19 protein-coding genes, 2 tRNA genes and 1 other RNA gene are annotated in these 20609 nt (G+C 67.8%); 5 read left to right on the forward strand and 17 right to left on the reverse strand.

The annotated features are described in order from the left end of the window. Nucleotides 1-368: RNase P RNA component class A (gene rnpB / locus ACQE2J_RS10610), an RNA gene on the reverse strand. Between the two features lie 140 nt (nt 369-508). Between rnpB and ACQE2J_RS10615 the strand changes: the two genes are divergently transcribed. Next, nucleotides 509-1285: a YaaA family protein gene (locus tag ACQE2J_RS10615; RefSeq protein ID WP_135542384.1), complete on the forward strand. Its 777-nt coding sequence runs from the start codon at nt 509-511 to the stop codon at nt 1283-1285. 50 nt (nt 1286-1335) lie between these two features. On the opposite strand, the gene ACQE2J_RS10620 is transcribed toward ACQE2J_RS10615, so the two are convergent. Together ACQE2J_RS10620 and ACQE2J_RS10625 are read right to left on the reverse strand one after the other, a co-directional pair. Further along, the gene (locus tag ACQE2J_RS10620) at nt 1336-2064 is read right to left on the reverse strand and encodes a DUF7581 domain-containing protein (protein WP_426936295.1); all 729 of its coding nucleotides are present in this window, start codon (nt 2062-2064) and stop codon (nt 1336-1338) included. Nucleotides 2065-2078: 14 nt separating this feature from the next. After that, nucleotides 2079-2939 (reverse strand): Nif3-like dinuclear metal center hexameric protein, encoded by an 861-nt coding sequence (locus tag ACQE2J_RS10625; protein WP_135542388.1) that lies wholly within the window; start codon nt 2937-2939, stop codon nt 2079-2081. A 102-nt stretch (nt 2940-3041) separates the two neighbouring features. On the opposite strand from ACQE2J_RS10625, the gene ACQE2J_RS10630 reads away from it, so the two are divergent. Then, nucleotides 3042-4583, forward strand: a complete 1542-nt coding sequence (locus ACQE2J_RS10630) for a fatty acyl-CoA synthetase (RefSeq protein WP_425120051.1) — start codon at nt 3042-3044, stop codon at nt 4581-4583. A gap of 75 nt (nt 4584-4658) precedes the next feature. On the opposite strand, the gene bioB is transcribed toward ACQE2J_RS10630, so the two are convergent. Continuing rightward, nucleotides 4659-5753 carry a biotin synthase BioB gene (gene bioB / locus ACQE2J_RS10635; RefSeq protein ID WP_426937507.1) on the reverse strand — a complete coding sequence of 365 codons (1095 nt, stop codon included), beginning with the start codon at nt 5751-5753 and terminating at the stop codon, nt 4659-4661. A 226-nt stretch (nt 5754-5979) separates the two neighbouring features. Between bioB and ACQE2J_RS10640 the strand changes: the two genes are divergently transcribed. Continuing rightward, entirely contained in the window at nt 5980-7464 is a 1485-nt protein-coding gene (locus ACQE2J_RS10640; RefSeq protein ID WP_426936296.1) for a uracil-xanthine permease family protein, read from the forward strand. Between the two features lie 191 nt (nt 7465-7655). On the opposite strand, the gene ACQE2J_RS10645 is transcribed toward ACQE2J_RS10640, so the two are convergent. Continuing rightward, a tRNA-Pro gene (locus ACQE2J_RS10645) sits at nt 7656-7732 on the reverse strand. An 82-nt stretch (nt 7733-7814) separates the two neighbouring features. Here ACQE2J_RS10645 and ACQE2J_RS10650 point away from each other — a divergent pair. Further along, nucleotides 7815-8312, forward strand: a complete 498-nt coding sequence (locus tag ACQE2J_RS10650; RefSeq protein ID WP_135542395.1) for a TetR family transcriptional regulator — start codon at nt 7815-7817, stop codon at nt 8310-8312. A 117-nt stretch (nt 8313-8429) separates the two neighbouring features. Beyond that, nucleotides 8430-8503 (forward strand) — tRNA-Val (locus tag ACQE2J_RS10655). Here ACQE2J_RS10655 and ACQE2J_RS10660 read toward each other — a convergent pair. The 12 genes from ACQE2J_RS10660 to ACQE2J_RS10715 all read right to left on the reverse strand — a co-directional run bounded on the left by ACQE2J_RS10660 (nt 8463) and on the right by ACQE2J_RS10715 (nt 20517). Next, nucleotides 8463-10163 (reverse strand): recombinase family protein, encoded by a 1701-nt coding sequence (locus tag ACQE2J_RS10660; RefSeq protein WP_426937508.1) that lies wholly within the window; start codon nt 10161-10163, stop codon nt 8463-8465. The genes ACQE2J_RS10655 and ACQE2J_RS10660 overlap by 41 nt on opposite strands. Nucleotides 10164-10362: 199 nt before the next feature. Continuing rightward, nucleotides 10363-10614, reverse strand: a complete 252-nt coding sequence (locus ACQE2J_RS10665; protein WP_301443559.1) for a hypothetical protein — start codon at nt 10612-10614, stop codon at nt 10363-10365. Next, nucleotides 10614-11237 carry a hypothetical protein gene (locus ACQE2J_RS10670; RefSeq protein ID WP_301443560.1) on the reverse strand — a complete coding sequence of 208 codons (624 nt, stop codon included), beginning with the start codon at nt 11235-11237 and terminating at the stop codon, nt 10614-10616. The genes ACQE2J_RS10665 and ACQE2J_RS10670 overlap by 1 nt, the downstream gene beginning before the upstream one ends. Nucleotides 11238-11252: 15 nt before the next feature. Beyond that, a complete protein-coding gene (locus tag ACQE2J_RS10675; RefSeq protein WP_301498214.1) occupies nt 11253-11714 on the reverse strand; it encodes a single-stranded DNA-binding protein in 462 nt (153 codons plus the stop codon). 78 nt (nt 11715-11792) lie between these two features. Beyond that, nucleotides 11793-13583, reverse strand: coding sequence for a TraM recognition domain-containing protein (locus ACQE2J_RS10680; protein ID WP_301443562.1), 1791 nt, complete (start codon nt 13581-13583; stop codon nt 11793-11795). Continuing rightward, nucleotides 13580-14098: a hypothetical protein gene (locus ACQE2J_RS10685; protein ID WP_301443563.1), complete on the reverse strand. Its 519-nt coding sequence runs from the start codon at nt 14096-14098 to the stop codon at nt 13580-13582. The genes ACQE2J_RS10680 and ACQE2J_RS10685 overlap by 4 nt, the downstream gene beginning before the upstream one ends. Nucleotides 14099-14207: 109 nt before the next feature. Beyond that, nucleotides 14208-15677 carry an ATP-binding protein gene (locus ACQE2J_RS10690; protein WP_426936297.1) on the reverse strand — a complete coding sequence of 490 codons (1470 nt, stop codon included), beginning with the start codon at nt 15675-15677 and terminating at the stop codon, nt 14208-14210. Beyond that, nucleotides 15674-16159 carry a hypothetical protein gene (locus tag ACQE2J_RS10695; protein ID WP_426936298.1) on the reverse strand — a complete coding sequence of 162 codons (486 nt, stop codon included), beginning with the start codon at nt 16157-16159 and terminating at the stop codon, nt 15674-15676. Before ACQE2J_RS10695 ends, ACQE2J_RS10690 begins: the two co-directional genes overlap by 4 nt. Before the next feature lie 126 nt (nt 16160-16285). After that, complete coding sequence (locus ACQE2J_RS10700) at nt 16286-17257, reverse strand: hypothetical protein (RefSeq protein WP_426936299.1); 972 nt, start codon at nt 17255-17257, stop codon at nt 16286-16288. A gap of 77 nt (nt 17258-17334) precedes the next feature. After that, a complete protein-coding gene (locus ACQE2J_RS10705; RefSeq protein ID WP_426936300.1) occupies nt 17335-18810 on the reverse strand; it encodes an SCO6880 family protein in 1476 nt (491 codons plus the stop codon). A 5-nt stretch (nt 18811-18815) separates the two neighbouring features. Further along, the gene (locus ACQE2J_RS10710) at nt 18816-20210 is read right to left on the reverse strand and encodes a conjugal transfer protein TrbL (protein WP_426936301.1); all 1395 of its coding nucleotides are present in this window, start codon (nt 20208-20210) and stop codon (nt 18816-18818) included. A 37-nt stretch (nt 20211-20247) separates the two neighbouring features. Continuing rightward, nucleotides 20248-20517, reverse strand: coding sequence for a DUF6112 family protein (locus ACQE2J_RS10715; protein ID WP_127363258.1), 270 nt, complete (start codon nt 20515-20517; stop codon nt 20248-20250). Nucleotides 20518-20609: the final 92 nt, after the last annotated feature.

The following is a 20609-nucleotide window of genomic DNA, read 5'->3' on the forward strand; positions in this document are numbered from 1 at the left end:
GAGGACAGGCCACCGATACGCCGGGTTCTGTCGACGAGTCGGTCACCCTTCTCGCCTGACGGCCATCTATCTGGGACCGATGTTGCCACCGGCCTCAAGCAATCCACCCGACAGCTCGGCGAGCCGCCTCGAACGCTGTCTGTCTGATCTTGCTCCGGATGGGGTTTACCCAGCAGCGTCGGTCACCCGACACTCTGGTGGTCTCTTACACCACCGTTTCACCCTTACCCAGTCGGAACTGGGCGGTCTGCTTTCTGTTGCACTGGCCCGCGGGTTGCCCCGGGTGGGTGTTACCCACCATCCCTGCTCTGGGGAGCCCGGACGTTCCTCAGCCCTCTGACGAGAGCCGCGGCCGTCTGGTGACCTGTCCTCAAGCAACCCAGTCTAGCGTCTTCGACGGACTCCGTCGCACAGCGTCTCTCCCACCTCCCCCGGGTCGAGGCGAACGTGACGAAGCTCATCCGATACCGCCTGCGATCGTGTCCGCTGGTGCTCCTACGATGGAAGGGTGAAGATCCTCCTGCCGCCCTCCGAGGGCAAGACGCCGGCCGCCTCCGGACCGACTCTCGACCTCGACGGTCTCTCGGCTCCGGACCTCACCAGCAAGCGCAAGCGCGTGCTCTCCGCGCTGCAGAAGACGTCGAAGAGCCGGGATGCACTCGAGCGCCTCGGCGTCGGCAGATCCCTGGCCGCAGATGTCGAACGCAATACGGTTCTCGACTCGATCCCGTGTGCCCCGGCCCTGCTCACCTACTCTGGTGTCCTCTATGAGGCGATGGGCTCGGACGAGTTGGTGGCCGCGGCCGAGGACGACGAGACCCTGCGTGAACGTCTGCGCCACGTCCAGGTCTTCTCCGCCCTCTTCGGCCGGGTTCACGGCCTCGATGTCATCCCGGCCTACCGGCTGGCGATGAAGACCGAGCTGGGAACGCTGGGTCGGCTGACCTCGTACTGGAAGCCGATCCTTGCGAAGTCCTGTGCCCTCGAACCCGACGAGGTGGCCCTCGACTGCCGTTCGAGCGATTATCGGGCCGCGTGGCCCGGGCCCCATGACCGGGTCGTGCTCATGGGGGCGGTGACCGACAGCGACGGCAGACGTCGTGTCGTCTCCCACTGGGCGAAGTTCTATCGCGGGCAGTTCGCCGGCCGTCTCCTCGCCGACGAGCGCCCGCTGCCGCAGACGATCGAGGAGCTGGTGGCCCGTGCCGAAGAGTTCTACGAGGTCGAGTTCACTGCGCACACTGCGTCGAAGCCCGCGGCTCTGACAATCGTTCTGCGTGACTGAATCGCTCTGAGCGTGCAGCCCCGGGGCCGTGTGCAATGGCGCGGCAGCGGTCAGCTGCGCCGCAGCAGCACCGCTTCGCACTCCTCGCATGCGTAGGTTTCGTTCACATCGGCGCCGAGCATCGCGTTCCACGCGGCTCCACCGATCTCCTGCCCGCAGGCCTGACAGTTCGGCCCCGTGAGCAGTGCGGCTCCGGGGCCGCCCTGGCGCACATTCGCCTCGAAGGCCGTCACCACCTGCTGCGGAAGCTCACGTCGAGGCTGTTCGGATTCCGCTTCATTGACTGTGAGAAGTTCGCTCAGCTCGGCCTGCCGATTCTTGACGGCCGTCTGCACTTCGCGTCCGGCCGCCGTGACCTCGGCAAGCCTGTCATCGATGGCGGCGAGTCCCGCCTCGGCGGCTTCGAGCCGTTCCATCTCCTCGAGTTCGGACTCCTCGAGTTCGCCCACGCGCTGTTCATGCCCGGCGATCTCGTCCTGCAGATTCACCAGGTCCCGGCTGGTCAGTCCTGTGCCGTCGTTGAGTTCGACGCTCTTCTTCTCGATCTTCGCCCGCTGGGCCTCGATGAGCGCATTCGTCTCGGCGATCGCAGCACGGTGGGTTTCGACGACTTCGTTCGCTTGGGCCCGCTCATCGCCGAGTTCCTTGTGCTTGCGCACGAGCTCCTGCAGTTCCCCGGCTCGTTTCGGGTTCTCATGTTCGTGGCGCAGGGCGCGGCCCTGGGCAGTGAGTTCGATGAGGGTCGTCAGCGCGGCGCGCTGAGCAACGGTGATGAGCATCAAGTGTCTCCTCGTCAGTAGCGTTCGACCCAGGGGTCGGTGTTGACGGCCGAATGCTGCAGGGAGACGGTGAAGCCACGGGCGGCGAACTCCGCTTCGAGTGCTTCGGCCGCGGCGTTGAGCCAGACGGTCTCGGACGCCCAGTGGGAGACGTCGATGATTTCGAGTCCGCCTTCGCGCCGGTTTGAGGTGTCGAGCGCTTCGGTTGCCGGGTGGTGGCGCAGGTCAGCGGTGACGTAGACCTCGGCGCCATGGGCGCGAACCTCGTCGAAGAGGGAATCTCCGGCACCCCCGCAGACGGCGACTCGAGTCACTGTCGCAGCGGGATCTCCGGCGATGCGCACTCCTGTGGTGGTGCGCGGAAGCTGCGCTGCCAGACGTCTGGCAAGCTCTCTCACCGGGGTCGGCTGAGGCAGGTCACCGACACGTCCGATGCCCGTAGCAGGAAGCTCAGGCTCGGCGGAGGCGGCGATCCCAGCGGTGTGCGGTGTCAGGGGTTCGGCGTCGGTGATGCCGAGCAGAGAGATGAGGACATCGGAGACACCGCCGCGAGCGGAATCGGCATTCGTGTGCGCATTGAACAGTGCGATGTCGTTGCTGATGAGCGTGTGCACGGCCCCGCCCTTGAGCGTGGCGGCGTTCACAGATTTCACCGGTTTGAGCATGAGCGGGTGGTGGTTGAACACGAGATCGGCTCCGAGCACCACAGCCTCGGCGATGACCGCGTCCATCGGGTCGAGCGCCAGGAGGATCGAACGCACCTCGGAGTCGGGATCCCCGACCGCCAGGCCCACCGAATCCCAGGACTCGGCCAGGGCCGGCGGCCACAGCGCATCGAAGACGTCGACGCAGTCACTCACCTTCGGATGTCTCATGGCTCCACACTATTACATTCCCCGAGCGGGAACCTTCCGAGCTGGGGGCCCGGCAATGAGATCAACTTCACACATCGTCGAATTCGCCCATATATTGGAACCATGTCAGTTTCAGATACCGCAGCCGCCTCTCCGACCTCCAGCAACACTTCGACGATCTCCGATCTCATCCGTCGCAGCGCCGGCCGCTTCTCCGCGGCCACGGCGATCGAATTCTCGGATCGGAGGTGGACATACGCTCAGCTCGACGAAGCTGTCACGGCCGTCGCCCGGGAGCTTGTGCGCCTGGGCGTGACGAAGGGCGACCGAGTGGCCGCCTATGGCAAGAACTCGGATCTCTACGTCTTCCTCTACCTCGCCTGTGCCCGCACGGGTGCCATCCACGTGCCGGTGAACTATCAGCTGAAGAACGACGAGCTCGACTACATCCTCGACAACGCCGGAGCGAAGATCGTCTTCGCCGACGGCGACCTGCTCGACACCGTCACGGCCACTCCGACGGGTGGGAGCGCTCAGGTCATCGACTTCTCGACTCTCGTGCCTGTCGCCACCGCAGGTGACATCGCCCCGGTCGGCGCAGGTGAGTTCTCGGTCACCGATGCCGATGTCGCACAGCTGCTCTACACCTCCGGCACCACCTCGGCGCCGAAGGGAGCAGTCATGACACACCGCGCACTGATCCACGAATACCTCTCGGCGCTGCTGTCGCTCGACTTCACCGCGGATGATCGCTGCGTCCATGCGCTCCCGCTCTACCACTCCGCGCAGATGCACGTCTTCCTCATCCCGCTGCTGTCCGTCGGCGCCCACAACATCATCGTCCCCGCACCGGTTCCCGATGAGCTGCTGGCGATCTTCGAAGAACGCGAGATCAGCACATTCTTTGCCGCGCCCACGGTCTGGGTGGCACTGGCGAACAGTCCCGAGCTCGAGACCCGCAATCTCGACAGCCTCCGCAAGGCCTACTACGGCGCCTCGATCATGCCCGGACCAATCCTCGACCGACTCCGGGCACGCTTGCCTGAACTCGGGTTCTACAACTGCTTCGGGCAGTCCGAGCTCGGCCCCCTGTGCACGGTGCTGCGCCCGGAGGAGCACGACGATCATCCGGGCTCCGCCGGACGCCCCGTCATGTTCGTCGAGACCCGCGTCGTCGACTCGGCCGGCAACAACGTCGCCCCGGGCACTGAAGGCGAGGTCCTCTACCGCTCACCGCAGCTGTGCGAAGGCTATTGGAATCGTCCCGACGCCACCGCCGAGGCATTCGACGATGGCTGGTTCCACTCCGGCGACCTCGTCAAGGTCGATGAGGAGGGCTTCATCGAAGTCGTCGACCGTGTCAAGGACGTCATCAACACCGGCGGAGTCCTTGTCGCCAGCCGGCAGGTCGAAGACGCGATCTTCGAGCTGGCTCCGGTCGCCGAGGTGGCAGTGGTCGGCGTCGCCGATGAGAAGTGGATCGAAGCGATCACGGCCTTCGTCGTCCTCAGATCGGGACAGCCGGAACTGAGCGCTGACGAGGTCATCGCCCACGTCAAGAACCGTCTGGCGGGCTTCAAGGTGCCCAAACGAGTGGAATTCGTGGCCGAACTTCCGAAGAACTCTGCCGGCAAGATCCTCAAGCGCAGCCTGCGCGACGTCTGAGGACGTCTGCCGGTCGAGCCCACACGGCTCCGATTCGACGCAGACGGATTCGGCCTCGGAAAAGAGGGACGATCCTCAGACGTTCGCACCCTGAGCCGTGCCGGCCCCGCGCCTGCGGATGACTGGATCGCTGCGATCGGCACCCGCGGCGATGTCCGTGCCTGCATCGCCCTGCTGGTCCGCGGTGTCGTCCTGGCCGAGGACCGTGAAGCCGTTGTCACGGATCATCGCGAGGTCGTCGGCGGCGGCCTGCCCCTCGGCGGTGAGATAGTCGCCGAGGAAGATCGAGTTCGCCAGGTGCAGTGCCATCGGCTGGAGAGATTTGAGGTGGATCTCGCGCCCGCCGGCGAGACGGATCTCGCGATCGGGGCAGACGAAGCGTGCCGTTGCGACGATCTTCATGCACTGTGTCGGGGTGAGGTTCCATTGGCCTTCGAGCGGGGTGCCGTCGAAAGGCACGAGGAAGTTGATCGGAATGGAATCGGAATCGAGGCTCTTCAACGCGAAGAGAGCTTCGATGATCTGTTCGTCGCTCTCGCCGAGGCCGACGATGAGTCCGCTGCACGGCGAGAGTCCGGCGGATTTGGCGAGCTCGACGGTGTTCGTCCGGTCTTCGTAGGTGTGGGTCTTGACGATGTTGTCGTGGAAGGACTCGGCTGTGTTGATGTTGTGGTTGTAGGCATCGGCACCGGCATCTCTCAGTGCCTCGGCCTGCCCTTCGCGAAGGATGCCCAGACACGCGCAGACCTCGACGTCGGGGTTCTCGCCCTTGAGCCGTTCGACGATCTCGCCGACGCGGCCGACATCGCGGCGGCTGGGCCCGCGACCGCTGGCGACGAGACAGACACGTGCGGCTCCCCCGCCGATTCCCATGTTCGCCTGGTCCATCGCCTCCTCGGTGCTCAGCCACGAGTATTTGAGGATCTCGGCCGTCGATCCCAGCGACTGCGAGCAGTACGCGCAGGACTCCGGGCACATCCCCGATTTGAGATTGACGAGGTAGTTGAGCTTGATCGTCATCGCGAAGTACCGGCGGCGCAGCCGGGATCCGGCGGATACGAGTTCGAGGAGGTCTGCATCGGGCGTGGCCAGGAGGGCGAGTGCTTCAGACTCGGTGATCTGTCCTCCGTCCAGAATGGAATCGGCAAGTCGGTGGGGAGTCATGGTCATCATCGAATGGTCCTTTGCCTGACTGGAAGAAATCCTGGTTTGAAATCTGCCCAGGTCAACAGTCCTGAACAGTGTTCAATACGATAGCAGAGATGCCCTTCCTGCCACGTCTCCGGCCACTCACCCCCGGCGCCCGGACACCCCAATTGTCAGTGAGCGCATAGAATTCTTCCGGCGGCTGAGGCCACCTCCCGGACTCGGCGATGAATACGGAACAAGGAGCGCAATGACGGACTCGGAGCAGACGGGCACTCGGCAGCAGCCCGGAAGACAGCGCGGTTGGCGGCTGCACGGCGACGGGCGGACCATCCGCCCGGGAGAGCGTGTGCTGCCCGAAGAGCGTCTGAGCTGGCCGCGGACGATCAGCGTCGGTGCCCAGCATGTCGTCGCGATGTTCGGTGCGACGTTCCTCGTCCCGCTGCTCACCGGCTTCCCGCCGTCGACGACTCTGTTCTTCACCGCGATCGGCACCCTGCTCTTCCTGCTCATCACCAAGGGGATGATGCCGTCCTACCTCGGGTCCTCGTTCGGCCTGCTGGCACCGATCGGTGCGGTCACCGGGTTCTCGGCGACCGCCGGCGAGGACCTCGAACCGCACGCCATGGCCTTGGCGCAGGGAGGAATCATCTCTGTGGGAGTCACCTTGGCGCTCGTCGGGCTCGTCGTCCATTTCGTCGGGGTGCGGTGGATCGAACTGACGATGCCACCTGTCGTGACCGGTGCCATCGTCGCCCTCATCGGGCTCAACCTCGCACCGGCCGCGTGGGATTGGGTGCAGGAGGCACCTCTGACAGCAGTCATCACCATCGTGGCCATTCTGCTGGTCACCGTGGCGTTCCGGGGCATGTTCGGGCGACTGTCGATCCTCATCGGGGTGCTCATCGGCTACGCGGCGGCGTGGCTGCAGGGCGAGATCGACTTCACGACCGTCGACCAGGCCGACTGGGTCGGACTGCCCGCGTTCCATGCTCCGGCATTCGATCTCGGATACCTCGGCCTCTTCCTGCCCGTCGTCCTCGTTCTCATCGCCGAGAACATCGGGCACGTGAAGTCGGTGGCGGCCATGACGGGACGAGATCTGGACAAGCTGACGGGACGCACACTCTTCGCCGACGGATTCTCCACGATCCTCGCCGGCTCCGGAGGCGGTTCGGGAACGACGACCTATGCGGAGAATATCGGTGTCATGGCCGCTACTCGCATCTTCTCCACCGCGGCCTACCTGTGCGCTGCGGTCATCGCACTCATCCTCAGCCTGCTGCCGAAATTTGGCGAGATCATCGCCACCATTCCCCCGGGCGTCCTCGGCGGTGCGGCAACCGTCCTCTACGGGATGATCGGCATGCTCGGTGTGCGGATCTGGGTGGAGAACAGGGTCGACTTCGCCAATCCGATCAATCTCAACACCGCCGCGGTGTCCCTCATCGTCGCGATTGCGAATTTCACCTGGACTCCCGGCGGTCTCCAGTTCGAAGGAATCGCACTGGGCTCCGCCTCGGCGATCATCGTCTACCAGGTGATGAAGGCGATCGCCCGGTGGCGCGGAACGGATCCCGATGCCCTCGTCGAGACCTTCGCCGAGGCCGAACCGAGCGCGCAACCATCAGCGGGCTCGGACCCAAGCTCGGGGGACGGTTCGTCAGCGGGCTCGGATCCGAGTTCGGGAGCTGCTCCATCGTCGGGCGTGGAGGCGAGCGATGAGCGGGAGTAGAGGCCCTCGAGCCGCTTTTCGTGCACTCCGCCATCAGGTTTCGTACCAGCCATCGGTTCGCAACCCGATGGCTGGTACGAAAAGTGATGATCACCACTTCCGGCTGCCGGAGACGACCTGCGACACTGTGTCGAGCTGGAGATGCAGAAAGTGCCGCAACCTCGCCTGAGCGATGCTGCGGCACTTTCCCGTGGTCGGGATAGCGGGATTCGAACCCACGACCTCCTCGTCCCGAACGAGGCGCGCTACCAAGCTGCGCTATATCCCGTCACCAGGAACTACTATAGCGAGGGGAACGCGATCTGAAAAATCGGGACGAGCCCCAGACGAAGAATGAAAGGTATGTCTCATTGGCACTGACCGCCGAAAGCATCACGCACACCGCTTTGGACATCCTTTCGCGCTACGGTCTCGGCGACCTGTCCATGCGCCGACTGGCCCGTGAACTCGGGGTTCAGCCCTCTGCTCTCTACTGGCACGTCAAGGACAAACAGTCTCTTCTCGTCCTCATCTCGAAGAGCCTCAAAGCCGAGGTCGATGCCCGTTGCCCTGTCACAGCCGACCCTCTGGCCGCGGCACTGTCCATGCGCGAGATCCTGCTGAAGTACCGTGACGGTGCCGAGATCGTCCTGCTCGGCTATTCGATCGCCGCCGAGGATGTCGCTCCGCAGGCGCTCAACGCCCAGCGGCTGGGACCCGACGTCTCCCAAGGGGTCCTGACCCTGACTCTGGGTGCAGTGGCCGTCGAACAGAGTCGCGCACTGTTCGATATCGACCCTGCCGACGTGGCAGAGAATTTCGCGGCGAATGTCGCTCAGATCCTTCAAGGTTCGCCACCACGTCCCTGAATGCCGATCCTGCTGCCGAGACGACCGCGCCCCTGATGAGCCGCGGTTGCGATTCGTCGGAGCCCCACGGGTGTGGCATACTGATCAGGCGTTCTCGGAGTCTCCGATGACGCAGTGGGGCCTATAGCTCAGTTGGCTAGAGCATCTCGTTTACACCGAGAGGGTCGGGGGTTCGAGTCCCTCTGGGCCCACCCAAGGCACAAGGCTCGAACCCTTGCCCGACGAATCGTTGGCAAGGGTTCGAGCCTTTTTGCCGTCCTGTGCCCAGTTGAGGGCGTTGCCGTTGATCTCGGGGTCGAGCAGCATCTCGTAGGGGCGCTGGTACTCGACTCGGAGCTCGTCGTCTTCCTCGACGTAGACCTTGGTGAAGAAGGCCTGGTTGCACAGGCGGCGGTTGGTGTCGTCGCAGCGGGCGTAGATGTCGGCGCAGTTGGCCAGCAGGTTGAGGGCGTCTGCGAGGTGGGCGCGGGCGTCGGCGTATTCGCCGTGGTGGGCGTCGATGCGGCGGGTCACCTGGTCGAGCTCTCCGAGGATGCGGTCCTGTTCGCGTTTGAGGAGCGAGAGCGGGATCGCGTCGGCGTAGTGAGCTTGGAGGAGTCGTTCTTGCTCGCCTTGGAGCCGGTCGCGGTTGGTGGTGAGCTGGCCCAGTTCGTCGGTCTCCTCGGCCATGAGCCGGTCGAACTCGTGGTGCAGCATCCCGCCGAGTGCTTCGCGGTGCGCGGGGGTGATCTGCACTCGCTGGTAGTACCGCTCGATCATGTGCTCGACGTCCTCGATGAGGATCGCGCCGCGGGTGCAGTTGGTGCGCTTGGAGTGCCGGCCGGAGCAGACGAAGTAGGGGTAGACGTTGCCGTGACGGTTCTTCGCGTTCGAGACCATCAGCCGTGACCCGCAGGCACCGCAGAACACGGTGCCTTTCAGGTAGTGGTCGTGGAGCTGGGTGGCTTCGGCGGCGGACTTGTGCGCGGTGAGCACCGACTGCACTTGGTACCAGACCTCGGGCGGTACGAGTGGTTCGTGGCTGCCGGCGTAGCGGGTGCCGCGGTAGGTCACGTCGCCTTTGTAGTAGGGGTTGATCAGCATCCGGTGCACCGAGGACACCGCGAGGGGCTTACCGGGCCTTTTCGGGGTGGGCACGCTGGTCAGCCCACGGGATGTGAGCTCGTCGTGGAGCTGGCTGACGGTCCAGTTGCCGGAGGCGTAGGCCTTGAACGCCCACTGGATCATCGGGGCACGTTCGGGGTCGAGTTCGACGGTGCGCGCTTCGCGGCCGAGTTCGTCGGTGGTGCGGATGTTGAGGTATCCGATGGGGGCCTTGCCGACGGTGCCGCCGCCGATGGCCTTCTGGGTCATGCCTTTGGTGACCTCGGTGGCGAGGTTGCGGGAGTAGAACTCCGCGATGGAGGACATGATGCCGTGCAGCAGCATCCCCGAGGGCGTCTGGTCGATGTTCTCGGTGGCGGAGACGAGCATGACCCCGGCCTGTTGGAGGGCCAGGTGGATCGCGACGTCATCGCTGCGGTCGCGGGCGAGTCGGTCGACCTTGTGGACGATGCAGTAGGCGACCTTGTTGGCCTTGACGTACTGGATCATCCGCATCAGGTCGGGCCGGTCGGCGGACTTCGCGGACGCTCCGGCGTCGATGAACTCCTCGACGATGACCGCTCCGAGCTGTTCGGCCTTGCGGTTGTTCGCCTCCCGCTGCGCGGGGATGGAGAACCCCTCGTCGGTTCCTCCGCGTTCGGCCTGTTCGCGGGTGGACACGCGCAGGTAGGACACGGCCAGGGCGCCTCCGGCGGGTAGGTCAACGAGGCTGCGCACCGGGTCGGGGCGCGAGGATGTGGCGTTCATGGGGTCCTTCTCTCACGTAGATCGGACCTCGCGCCCAGACGGATTAGGGCCGTCCGGCGGGTGCTGATCGTGAGAGGAACCCCGCTGCGGGGGTTCTAGGACTCGGCCGACAGGTCGACCACGTAACGCTTGCCCCACCCGATCCCGGGTGGGGGTTTGGGACCACAGCACGCCACGCTGCACGCGAGGCTTGCCAGACTCATTCTACCGTTTCTCCGCTCGCCGGGCGATGACCGTCGTCGCCGGGTGCGGCTACGGCGGCGGCGCGGTAGGTGTCCGGTGGTTCGGCGGCGCGCCGGTCGATGCGGGACTGTCCGGTTTCCTGCATGGTCAGGCGGATCAGCACTTCGCAGAGCTTGTGCAGGTCGGGGGCGTCGCGGTGAACGGGGCGCACCGAGAACGATCGGTCCTCGTAACGGCGCCGGTTGGTCTTCTTCACATAGGTGCCCATCAGCCGAGCACCTCCCCGGTGTCCGGGTCGGCGCCGGCGTAGAAGGCGTCTTCTTTGGTGCGGCGGTCGGCGACCTGTGCGGCGACGTAGTCCACGAAGTCGCGGTCGCGGTCGGCGACGAACACGTCTTCGACCGGGTCGGCGGGGTCTTCGCCGGGCCAGGTGGTCTGCCGGGTGGGCCGGTCGCGATCCAGACGGGTGCCGGAGGCGGCGACCCATTCGCGCAGCCGCTGGCGGGCGTCGGCGAAGTCGCGGTGCCACCCGAACGGGGCGGACCCGTCTTGTTCGGGGTGGTAGGCGCACAGCCAGTGCACATGCAGGCTGCTGAGTTCCCAGACCAGTTCGTCGTGGCGGTGCCAGAACGGCGGGATCACCGATGCGGGCAGCCCGTAGGTGCGGCGCAGCGTCTCGACCCACCGGTTGAGTTCGTACCACTCTTCTTCGAGCGCATCGGCGCGCAGCAGGTACCAGTTCACCGGGTGCGGCGGGCCGACGTCCTGGTCATCCTCGTTCTCGGTGTCGTAGTCGTCTTCGTCCAGGTCGATGTCGTCGGGAAAGCCATCGGGAAAGTCATCGGGCTGGGCCTCGTCGGGACCGGGTGCGGCGGGAGTCTGATCAGTCATGGTGGTCCTCCTGCCTCACATGCCCATCGCCGGCGCGGAACGGGCCTGCTGACGTTCGGCCGGCTCGGACCCGGGCGCTTGGCGCTCAGCGGCCGGACGCTCTGCCGCGGTGCGGCGAGGGGTGCGGTCGACCTCGTAGCGGGTGCGTGCGGTGTCGTGTCCGATCCGCTTGGCGATGAACTCCTCTTCCCCGGCGACCATCGCTCCGTCGCGCTCGTACTCCGGTGTGCGGGTGTAGCCCTCAGCGAGGAACTTGTCACCCTTGGCGAACCGCTCGTGTGCGCGCTGCGCCGACCGGCCGAACATCACCATGTTGTGGTACGTCGTCTCCAACTGCGTGAACGACCCATCGGCCTCGCGACGGTAGTGCTCCTGCCCGAACCGGGCATAGAACCGCGAGTCACCTTTGGCGGTCTGGCTCAGTTGCGGATCGGAGGCGATGAACCCCGAGGCCGAGGTCTGGGTATGCATGGACATGACTGGCTCCTGTGCTCAGGCAGCCCCCTTCGTGATGGTGGCCGCTGTGGCAGGCAGGTGCACCCCAGCCGCCCTGGGCTACCGAGAACCAGCGGGGCGTTGGAGCAGGCCCTCGATCTCGCCGCGATCCGCCTTCAGCTGGGTGGCATCGGCGCGGGCGGGCCAGGGCTTCAGGTCGGTGACGATGGGCGGGGCGGCGCGCAGCAGGGTGACGGCGGTGCCGAACGGGAGCGTCCGCAGCCGGTCGGGCGGGAAGATCGCCACCCGCCGCACCGAGCGTTGATTGCTCCTGGTGCCGTGGTCACCGAGTGTGATCGCATCGGTGTATTCATCCCGCTCGCCGATCAGCGTGGACAGGTCTTGGAGGTCTTTACTGTTGGAGGCGCCGCCGAGGATGATCTTCACGATGGAGGCGTCCCAGATCGCGTTCGCCTGGTTCTCCGACCACTTGTCGCGGGCCTGAGCCAGGGATTGCAGGACCGGCAGGCAGGTGATCCCGGTGCCGCCACCTTCGGCCATCAGCACCGGAAGCGACGGCAGGGGCGCGAGGTTGGCGATCTCATCGAGCGCAAGCAGCACGGGCGGGTCGAGCCGGGCTCCCGGCGAGCGTGCGGCGATCCGGCGGGCGGTCTCCACGAGGTCTTCGACCAGCGCCGCCACCAACGCCGCCGATGCACCGGCACCCGCCCCGGTGGCCAGCAGGAACAGAGTGCCCTTGTCCCGGATGAACGCTTCGGGGTCGAAGTCCTCACCGGGGCCGGGGCTGACGGCATCGAGCACCCGCGGGTCAGCCAGGGCGCCGAGCGCGAGCGAGACGCCCTGCCAGATCGAATCCCTGGTGCGGGGGTCGGCGTCGATCATGGATTCCAGCGAGTCCGCCCATCCGGTCGCCGCGTCCGGACTGTTGGTGAGGATCGCGACCGCCTCTGCCGCGGCGGCGGGGTCCAGCGTCCACCGGAACAGCTCTTCCGGGGAACGGTGGTCGAGAGCGGCGGCGTGCAGCAGGGCTTGCAGCGCGGTCCTTGTTTTGCCTTCCCAGAACCCGCCGGACTCGACCCCGCCCGCGGACAATCCGGTGGCCGAGGCGAGGCCGGTGGCGCGGATCATCGCGGTCAGCGGATCTGCGCAGCCACGGATGGGTGACCAGCGCATCCCCGCAGGCACCCCCTCGGCCAGGCGCTGCGGGTCGAACACCGCGACCGGGCCGATGCGTTTGCGCGCCCGCAGGCAGGCGGTGAGGTTGTCGGGGCGGGTACTGGTCGCGATGACCGCGCCGGGGGCGTCGAGGATCGCCGGGATCACCACGTGCAGACCCTTGCCGGAACGAGGCGGGCCGATGAGCAGGATCGAGTCCTCCACCGACGCCCAGACCTCCCGGCCAAGACTGCTGCCGATCCGATACCCCACGTCCGCCGGCACCGGCTTCTCCACCGAGGGGCGCAGACTCCCGGCGCGCTTCAGCAGCGCCGACGGCGAGGCCGTGGTCGCCACTTCATGCCGGGTCGCGGTCCCGGCGGTGGTGTGCGGGTCGGTGGCGACCTTGCGGGAATGCCGCCGCAACCGCACCCACACCCAGCAGCCCCCGGCGACGAGCGCGGCGAGCATCACCGCGGCCACCGCCCAGTAGGCGAACGGATGGAGCCCGGGCGCATCGAGCGCGGCGGCGGGGTCGCCGGGACGGAACAGCACCCCCACCCCGGCCGCAGGACCGGCCTCGGGCTGCGCGGTGCCGGTGAGGAATGCGGCGACGCTGCCGGCGGCGCGCAGGATCAGGGCGAGGCCGAACAGTCCGACCAACCCGATCATGGCCGCGTTGGTCAGCTCGTCGCCGAAGCTGCCGGTCTGCCGTCCCTGCGGTGCGGTACTCATCGCAGGCTCCGGGTCACGACGGTGCCGGAAATGCGCCCGAGGAGCACCACCTCATCCGCACCAGTGACCTGTGCCGGGTCGAGCAGGGCGCGGGCGGTGCCGTCCGGGGCGGCGTCGGTGTGGGAGACGATCAGGCAGCAGGCCACATCCTCACCGGGCACGAACCCGTCGCCGGTCACCTCGATCAGCGCCGGCGGGGCCGGCTTCTCCTTCTTCCGCTTCGACGCCGACTCGGTAGCGACGGGCCTGCGGGGCGGCCTGGCCGGGAGGAGTTCGGTGAAGCTGGTGCCGTCGGCCTCGTGCACCTCGACCCGCACCGGCACCGCCCGGTCGTCGCTGGCGTGGTCGATGATCTGCGGGAACGACGCCCGCGACCACGACCCATCCTCTGGTGGCGGGTGCGGGGCGCCGTCGATGGTCACGCTCATCGACCCATCGGGATGGATGTCAAGGATCACGGTGCGCAACTGCACCGGCACAGGCTCAGACAGCGGCGGGGTGGTGTGTCGTCTCATGCCGCCCAGGTGCACCCGATACCCCCGGACGCACCTCCGGGTTTCACCGTGGCTGACGAACGTTCAGCCGCGGTGGCGAACCGTCAGAAATCCTGAACTTGCGGAGGTTTCAGCCCATGCGAGCGGTGGTGTCGAACAGCTCGTATTCGTCCGGGTGGAGCTGATGCTGGACGACGAAGGAGCGGTCCTTGATCCGCCACAGCCCCTGCCCGGTGCCCAGCGTCGGGAGGAGTTCGCGTTCGGTGCCGGTCAGCCCGAGCGTCTTGGCGGTGCTGCCGAGCTGGTCGGATTCTTGCCGGTAGATGATCCGCGATTCCGCGTTCGCCAGCAGGCTGTTCGCGAGCGAGCGCATCGCGGACCCTTGGTCGCCGACGTTCTCCAGGTCGGTCAGTTTGTGGAAGATGAGCATGTTGCTGATGCCGTAGGCGCGGGCGAGCCGCCAGTGCGCATCCATCCGTTTCAGCAGCGCCGGCTCCGACATCAGCCGCCAGGCCTCGTCGTAGATGACCCAGCGCTGTCCGCCGTTCGGGTCCAGCAGCGCCGACTCCATCCACGCTGACGAGCAGGTCATCAGCACCGACACCAGGGTGGCGTTCTCGGTCACCCGGGACAGGTCCAGCGACACCATCGGCAGCGTCGGATCGAACACTTCGGTGGACGGGCCGTCGAACAGGCCGGACAGGTCACCGGCGACGAGGCGGCGCAGCGCGTGCCCGACCATCCGCCCGTCTTCTGCGAGCCGGCCGTCGGGATCATCCGACGGGGTGAGGAGGTGGTCGACGATCATCGGCAGGATCGGTACCTCGTTCTCCCGGACCGTCTGCGCCAGCGCCGCGTCGATCGCGGTGTGCTCCAACGGCGACATCGGCCGGGTCAGCACCGTCTCCGTCAGTGCCCCGATCAGGTCACGACGACGCGAGGCCACCGTGGTCGCCCACTCAGCATCGCTGAGGCCGGACGGCCGGTACCCCTCATCAAGCGGGTTCAGGCGGGTGTGAAGGCCGTGGCCGAGCTGGATCGCCCGGCCCCCGACCGCCCGTGCGATCTCCGTATGCTCCCCTTTCGGGTCACCGGGCACGTAGACCCGGCGTCCGAACGGCAGCGACCGCGTGTACAGCGACTTCGCCAGCGACGACTTGCCACTACCGACGATCCCCGCCAGTACGACGTTTGGTGCGGTGATGATCCCGGCCTGGTACAGCACCCACGGGTCGTACACGAACGACGCCCCGGAGTAGAGGTCTTGGCCGACGAACACGCCTTGGGAGCCGAGGCCCCCTTCGGCGAGGAACGGGTACTGCGCCGCGAGCGTCGCCGAGGTGTCCTGGTGGCGCGGCAGCCGGAACCTGCCCGGCGACCGCAGCGCCGCCGGCCCGGGCTCGCCGGCGGCGGGCAGGTACTGAGTGGCCTTGCGCTCGGCACGCTCCGCGTCGGCCTTGGCCTTCGCGGCGGCGACTTCCTGCCGGCGCTGTTCGGCCTGCAGCCGGGCCGCAGCTTGGCGGCGCTGTTTGCGCAGCCGGCGCCGCTCTGCCGCGGGGGCGACGAGCACCGCGGTGTGCAGGCGTTCCTTCTCGCTCACAGTCCCCGCCCCCGCCCGCGATCGGCACCGGAACGGAGAGTGCGAGGGGCGAACCACGAGCGATCCGGTTTGGATGCTCTCGTCTGCTGGGACTGGCCCCGTCGGGAGCGGCGGGTCGGCCGCTCGTGCGGCGCCGGCTCGGCCGCCGAGGTCGCGGCAGGCGCCGGCGCTGTCATCGCGGACCGATCTGGGGCCGCGGCGACATGTGCGGCTTGTGCGGCGCGGGTCAGCCCGGCGGCGACCGCATCCAGGGAAGTGCCGGCCTGGTGGAGGTCATCAGCGGCGGCGAGAGCCGCGGGATCGCCGTGTCCCGCCCGGGCGGTGGCGAGCTGGTCGAGCACCTGCCGCATCGCCGTCGCCACCTCGCGCAGCTCGCCGATCACCGGGTCGGTGGCGGGTAGATTCCCGGCCGCGGCGAGTGCGCGCAGATTCCGGGCGGCCTCGGCGGCGTAGGCGGCGGGATAGTAGGAGATCGTGGGCATGAGCAGCCTCCCAAGAAGCAGCAGCGAACAGGGATGTGGCTCAGGTGCACCCGCCCCACCCCGAACACGCAGCGGTGCCGCCGCCCGATCCCCGGGCGGCGGCACCATGCACAGGCCCCTGGCGGGTTAGAGGCCGAGTCCGCGGTCGCGGCGGACGGCCGCAACGCCGGGATGGGTGAACCAGGACCCGTCCGTCGCCGAGGCCGCCGCGCCGCGCTCGGACACCTTCCCGGTCTCCTTCCGCCCGCGGGCTGCGCTGCTTCCGGGGCCACGCGCCGACCGTGCCGCCCCACGACCCGCAGCGGCGCCGCCTGCCGCGGTCGCGGCCCGTGCCGCATCGGCGCCGTGGGTGGTCGGGATGACCGGGGCGGGCGTGGGGGTAGCGGCGTCGAGGCTGTCTTCGGGTGGGATCGAGTGCTGACGGTAGAGGCCGACGTGCCCCATCGCCGGGTTGGAGGTCAGCGTGTACTCACCCGAGACCGTCTCGGTGTCCAGCATCCCGGTGGGCACGGCGTCGTAGACGTAGCCGTTCTCCATCGCCGCATCCGTGGTCTCCTCTCCGTAATCCCAGTGAGCCAGGTGTTCGATCGCGGCGTCAGGGCCGTCGCGATCGATCAGCCGCAGCACCTCATCTGCCTCATCGCCTTGCAGGAAGACGATGTTGACCCACCGCGACTCCCGCGCCGCCTCGTCCCCAGCCGCGTCCGACTGGACGGCCTCTGCGTTCACGGCGTCTGCGGCGGTGGTAGGTGCGGGGTGCCAGGCGATGCGTCCGGCGGCCTGCATAGCGGCGTTCAGCCGTTCCTCGACCGAATCGACTGCGGCGGCCGCGCTGGAGAGCTGATCGGCAGTCACCTGGGCATCGCGGATGCCGGCGGCCTGGTCACCGGCGTCATCGAACGCGCGGCCGTCGTGGCGGCGATGCCGCTGCGCGATCTGTTCGATGGACTGCTGCAAGGAGCGCACCCCGGCGAGCAGGTCGCCGATCACCCCGTAGGCGTCTTCGGGATGCTCGAAGCTGCGGCTGGCATGTGCCAGGCCACGGAGCGCCTGGGAGGCCTCTTCGGCGTCGGCGACAGGATCGTAGAACGTGGGCATGAGGGACCTCCCCAGACAGCGGATGGATGATCGGTTGCTCCTCAGGTGCACCCCGCACCCCGCAGAGAACAGCGGGGTCAGATGTGGCGGGCCAGGGGCAGGGCGGCCGCAGTGAAGGCCTGCGCTTGCTGCCCAACCAGGCGGCGGGTTTCGCAGGAGGCTTGGATCGCGGCCTGCTCGATCGCCGAGACCGCCGCATCCAGCTCCTCGCTGCTCGGTGCGGAGACGGCGATGAGGCCGCTCACGCGCAGCACTCCGTGCCCGGCGGTCAGGTCGGCTTCCTGCTGGAGCACGTCCTCGTACTCGGCGGTCTGGGCGGCGTCCTCGATCTGCCCGATCCGCCGTCGCTGCGCCGCATCCGAAATGTGCTCGACCTTCTTCTTGCGGATGTCGCGGGCGGCCTGGTCGGTGCGCAGGGGCGTATAGAGCAGCGACAACGCCCGCCCGATCCCACTGGAGAGCACCAGCGGGGCGAGGAACCCTGGATACACCATCGACCGCGGCCACTCACTGATCCACAGCACCGCGTGGTGGGCGGAGTCGGTGCGCAGGCCCGTCCAGGTCTCGGTCACCGCGACCGGCCCCGCCGTCGCCAGCGACTGGCCAAGCTCCCCGTGCCGCTCCAAGGTCGCCGCGACCGAGGGATCGTAAGCGCTGCGCAAGATCACCGCGACCTGCCCCGGAGTCAGCCACCCGGTCGGGGTGAGGTCGGCGGCACGCAGCGCCGCCGTCAGCGTGCTCATCTCCTGCCGCAGCACCGCGGCCGCCCCGCGCAGACTCCCGCCGGCGGTCCGGATCTGCCGGGCCGCAGCCTTCATATCCAGGCTGAGGCTGATGGTGGTGGCGTGGCGTTCCCCGGCGGGGCCGGCGCGGTCGATGAGCTCTTGGTAGGTGGTCGATGCCCAGGAGTCGTCCTGGGTGCCGTGGGCGGCCCACCATTCCGCGAGGCCCGTGCCGGAGTCTGGCAGGGTGCGTTCCAGCACCTGGAGCGTCGCGATCCGCCCGGACCGGCACACGGTCGCCAGCACCCGCCCCCAGGAGGTGACCCGGCGGTGCTGCTCGGCCGGGTCCAGGAGCACGAACGCGGGATGCCGGATCTCGCACACCACGGTGAGCGTGCCCTGGTGCGGATCGTGGATCATCCCGGCCCCGGTCTCGGGGTCGATGTGTTCACGCAGCCGCGCCATGTCCCCGGGCAAGGCGAGCGTTCCCGCCGGGCGGGGTGCGACGATCCGCCGCCGGTACAGCAGTTGCCCGCCGGTGGTGCGCCAGAGCCACCAGCCGGCCACGGGTATCCATTCCACGACCGGGCGGCCCGCGATGGGCATCCAGGTCAGCACCGCCGAGAGCACCCAGACCGGGGCGGTGTAGGCGATGAGCATCCCGCCGCCGGCGTAGAACGCGCCCACCAGCGCGAGCACCCCGATGCCGAGGGTCACGAGCTGTGAGGCGGAGAGGCCGAGCAGGATGCCGCGGCGGGTCAGGCGGGAGAACTTCACCGGTACCAGCTCGGTCCCCGGGCCGGTGTCCTCGGTGCTGTGTTTCGTGCTCACGGGTCTCACTCCTTCCCGCCTGCCGGCGGCTTCGTGCCGCCGTCGCGGGCCGGGGGCGTCGGGCCGGACGGGGCGTTCGGCGGCGGGGTGCGATGCGGAGGCGCCTGCGACGCCGGCCCACTCCCACCGCTGCCATTGCTGTTGGTGTTGGCGGTGTTCTGGTTCGCGCCGTCGGCGGCGGCCTCGGCCTGCGAGCCTGCGGCCCTGCCGGCCTCTGGGCCGGCGGTGGCGGCCTTCTTCGCAACCTGCGCGCCGATCACCACGGCCGCAGCCGGACCCGCAGCAGCCCCAGCGCCCGCAGCACCACCGCCACCCGCACCAGCCCCGGCACCAGCGCCTCCGCCTCCGCCGGGCGGGGGCGGTGGCGGATTCCCACCACCTCCGCCGCCCGGGGGTGGCGGAGGATTCCCACCGCCACCGCCGCCTCCGTTGTCGTCGAGGACCTTCTTCGGGCCGTCACCCGTGGGTTTGGTCGGGACCGGGACGGGGCGGTTCATCGCGTTCTTGGCCTCTTGCTCGGCGCCCATGGTGTTGTAGAGGTCGAAGCCGAGGAACGCGATGACGCGGTAGACCATGTACGGGGCGAACGCGGCGATGGCGAGCATGACGATGCCGGTGATCGGCTCGGTGATCGCCGTCAGATCGGCCTCGATCGGGGTCGCCATCTGCGTGATCGCGATCAGGAACACCACGACCAGCACGAGCTTGGACACGATGAGGGCGAGGACGAACGCCGCCCATTTCCCGATCCAGGAGCGGCTGGCATCCCACGCGGCCCCGGCGAACGCGAGCGGCGCGAGGACGATCGCGATCAGTAGCAGCGCTTTGCGGATCAACAGGCTGAACCAGACGATCGCGACGGCGGCGACCATCAGGCCGCCGAGGAAGATCGTGACGATCGCCCCGACCCCGGGCGCGGTGACGTTGATGCCGGTCAGGCCGGCGGCGAGCAGGATGATCTTGTCGCCCATCGTGGTCGTGGTCTCGCCGGCGGCCTGGATGATCCCGATGGCGAGCTGGTCGGTGATCTCCAACGCCAGCGCGGCCAGGGTGATGACCACAAACGACCCGAGTACTGCTTTCCCGGCGCCGAGGGCGGCACGGGACAAGGCGGTGGGGTCACGGCGGATCAGGCCGAGGATGAGCTGGAAGCAGAAGAAGATCAGCACGATGAACACGCCGATCCCGAACAGCAGGTTGTAGACTGCCACGTAGCCGTCTTGGGTGACATCGACCAGCGTCGTGGTGTCGAATACCGCCCACATCGCTTCCAGCAGCCAGCCGGCGGCTCCGCCGACGGCTTGGGCGAACCAGTCGAACGGGGCCGAGATCAGCGACGCGGCCGCTTCACCGGCGGAGTCGCAGACGTTGGAGATGACGGGCAGATCGCACAGCGCCATCACACACCTCCCTCACGGGTCACGGGATGGATGGTGGTCAGACGGCCTGGCCGACGTCCCAGAAGAAATTGATCAAGGTGACGCTGGCGCCGCAGATCACCGCGGCACCGCAGGAGATGAGGACGCCGATCTTGCCGCGGCCGGACAAGTGCGGGTTGGAGCTGTTGGAGCCGAAGCCCCACACGATCGCGGAGACGATCAGGGCGAGCACGGACAGGATGAGGCCCACGGTCATCACGGCACCGACGATGTCGCGGAGCTGCTCGATGCCCGGAAGGCCGGAGCTGTTGGGGTCGATGTCGATCACGGCGAAATCTCCTCTGGACGAGAACGGATACGGTTCTGCCACCAGGTGCACGCCGGCCCGCCAGCGTGCGAGAAAGCGCCCGCCCCGGGCGA

Origin of the sequence: Brevibacterium sp. LE-L (genome assembly GCF_050214925.1) — a bacterium.
In the GTDB taxonomy this organism is placed as follows: Bacteria; Actinomycetota; Actinomycetes; order Actinomycetales; family Brevibacteriaceae; genus Brevibacterium.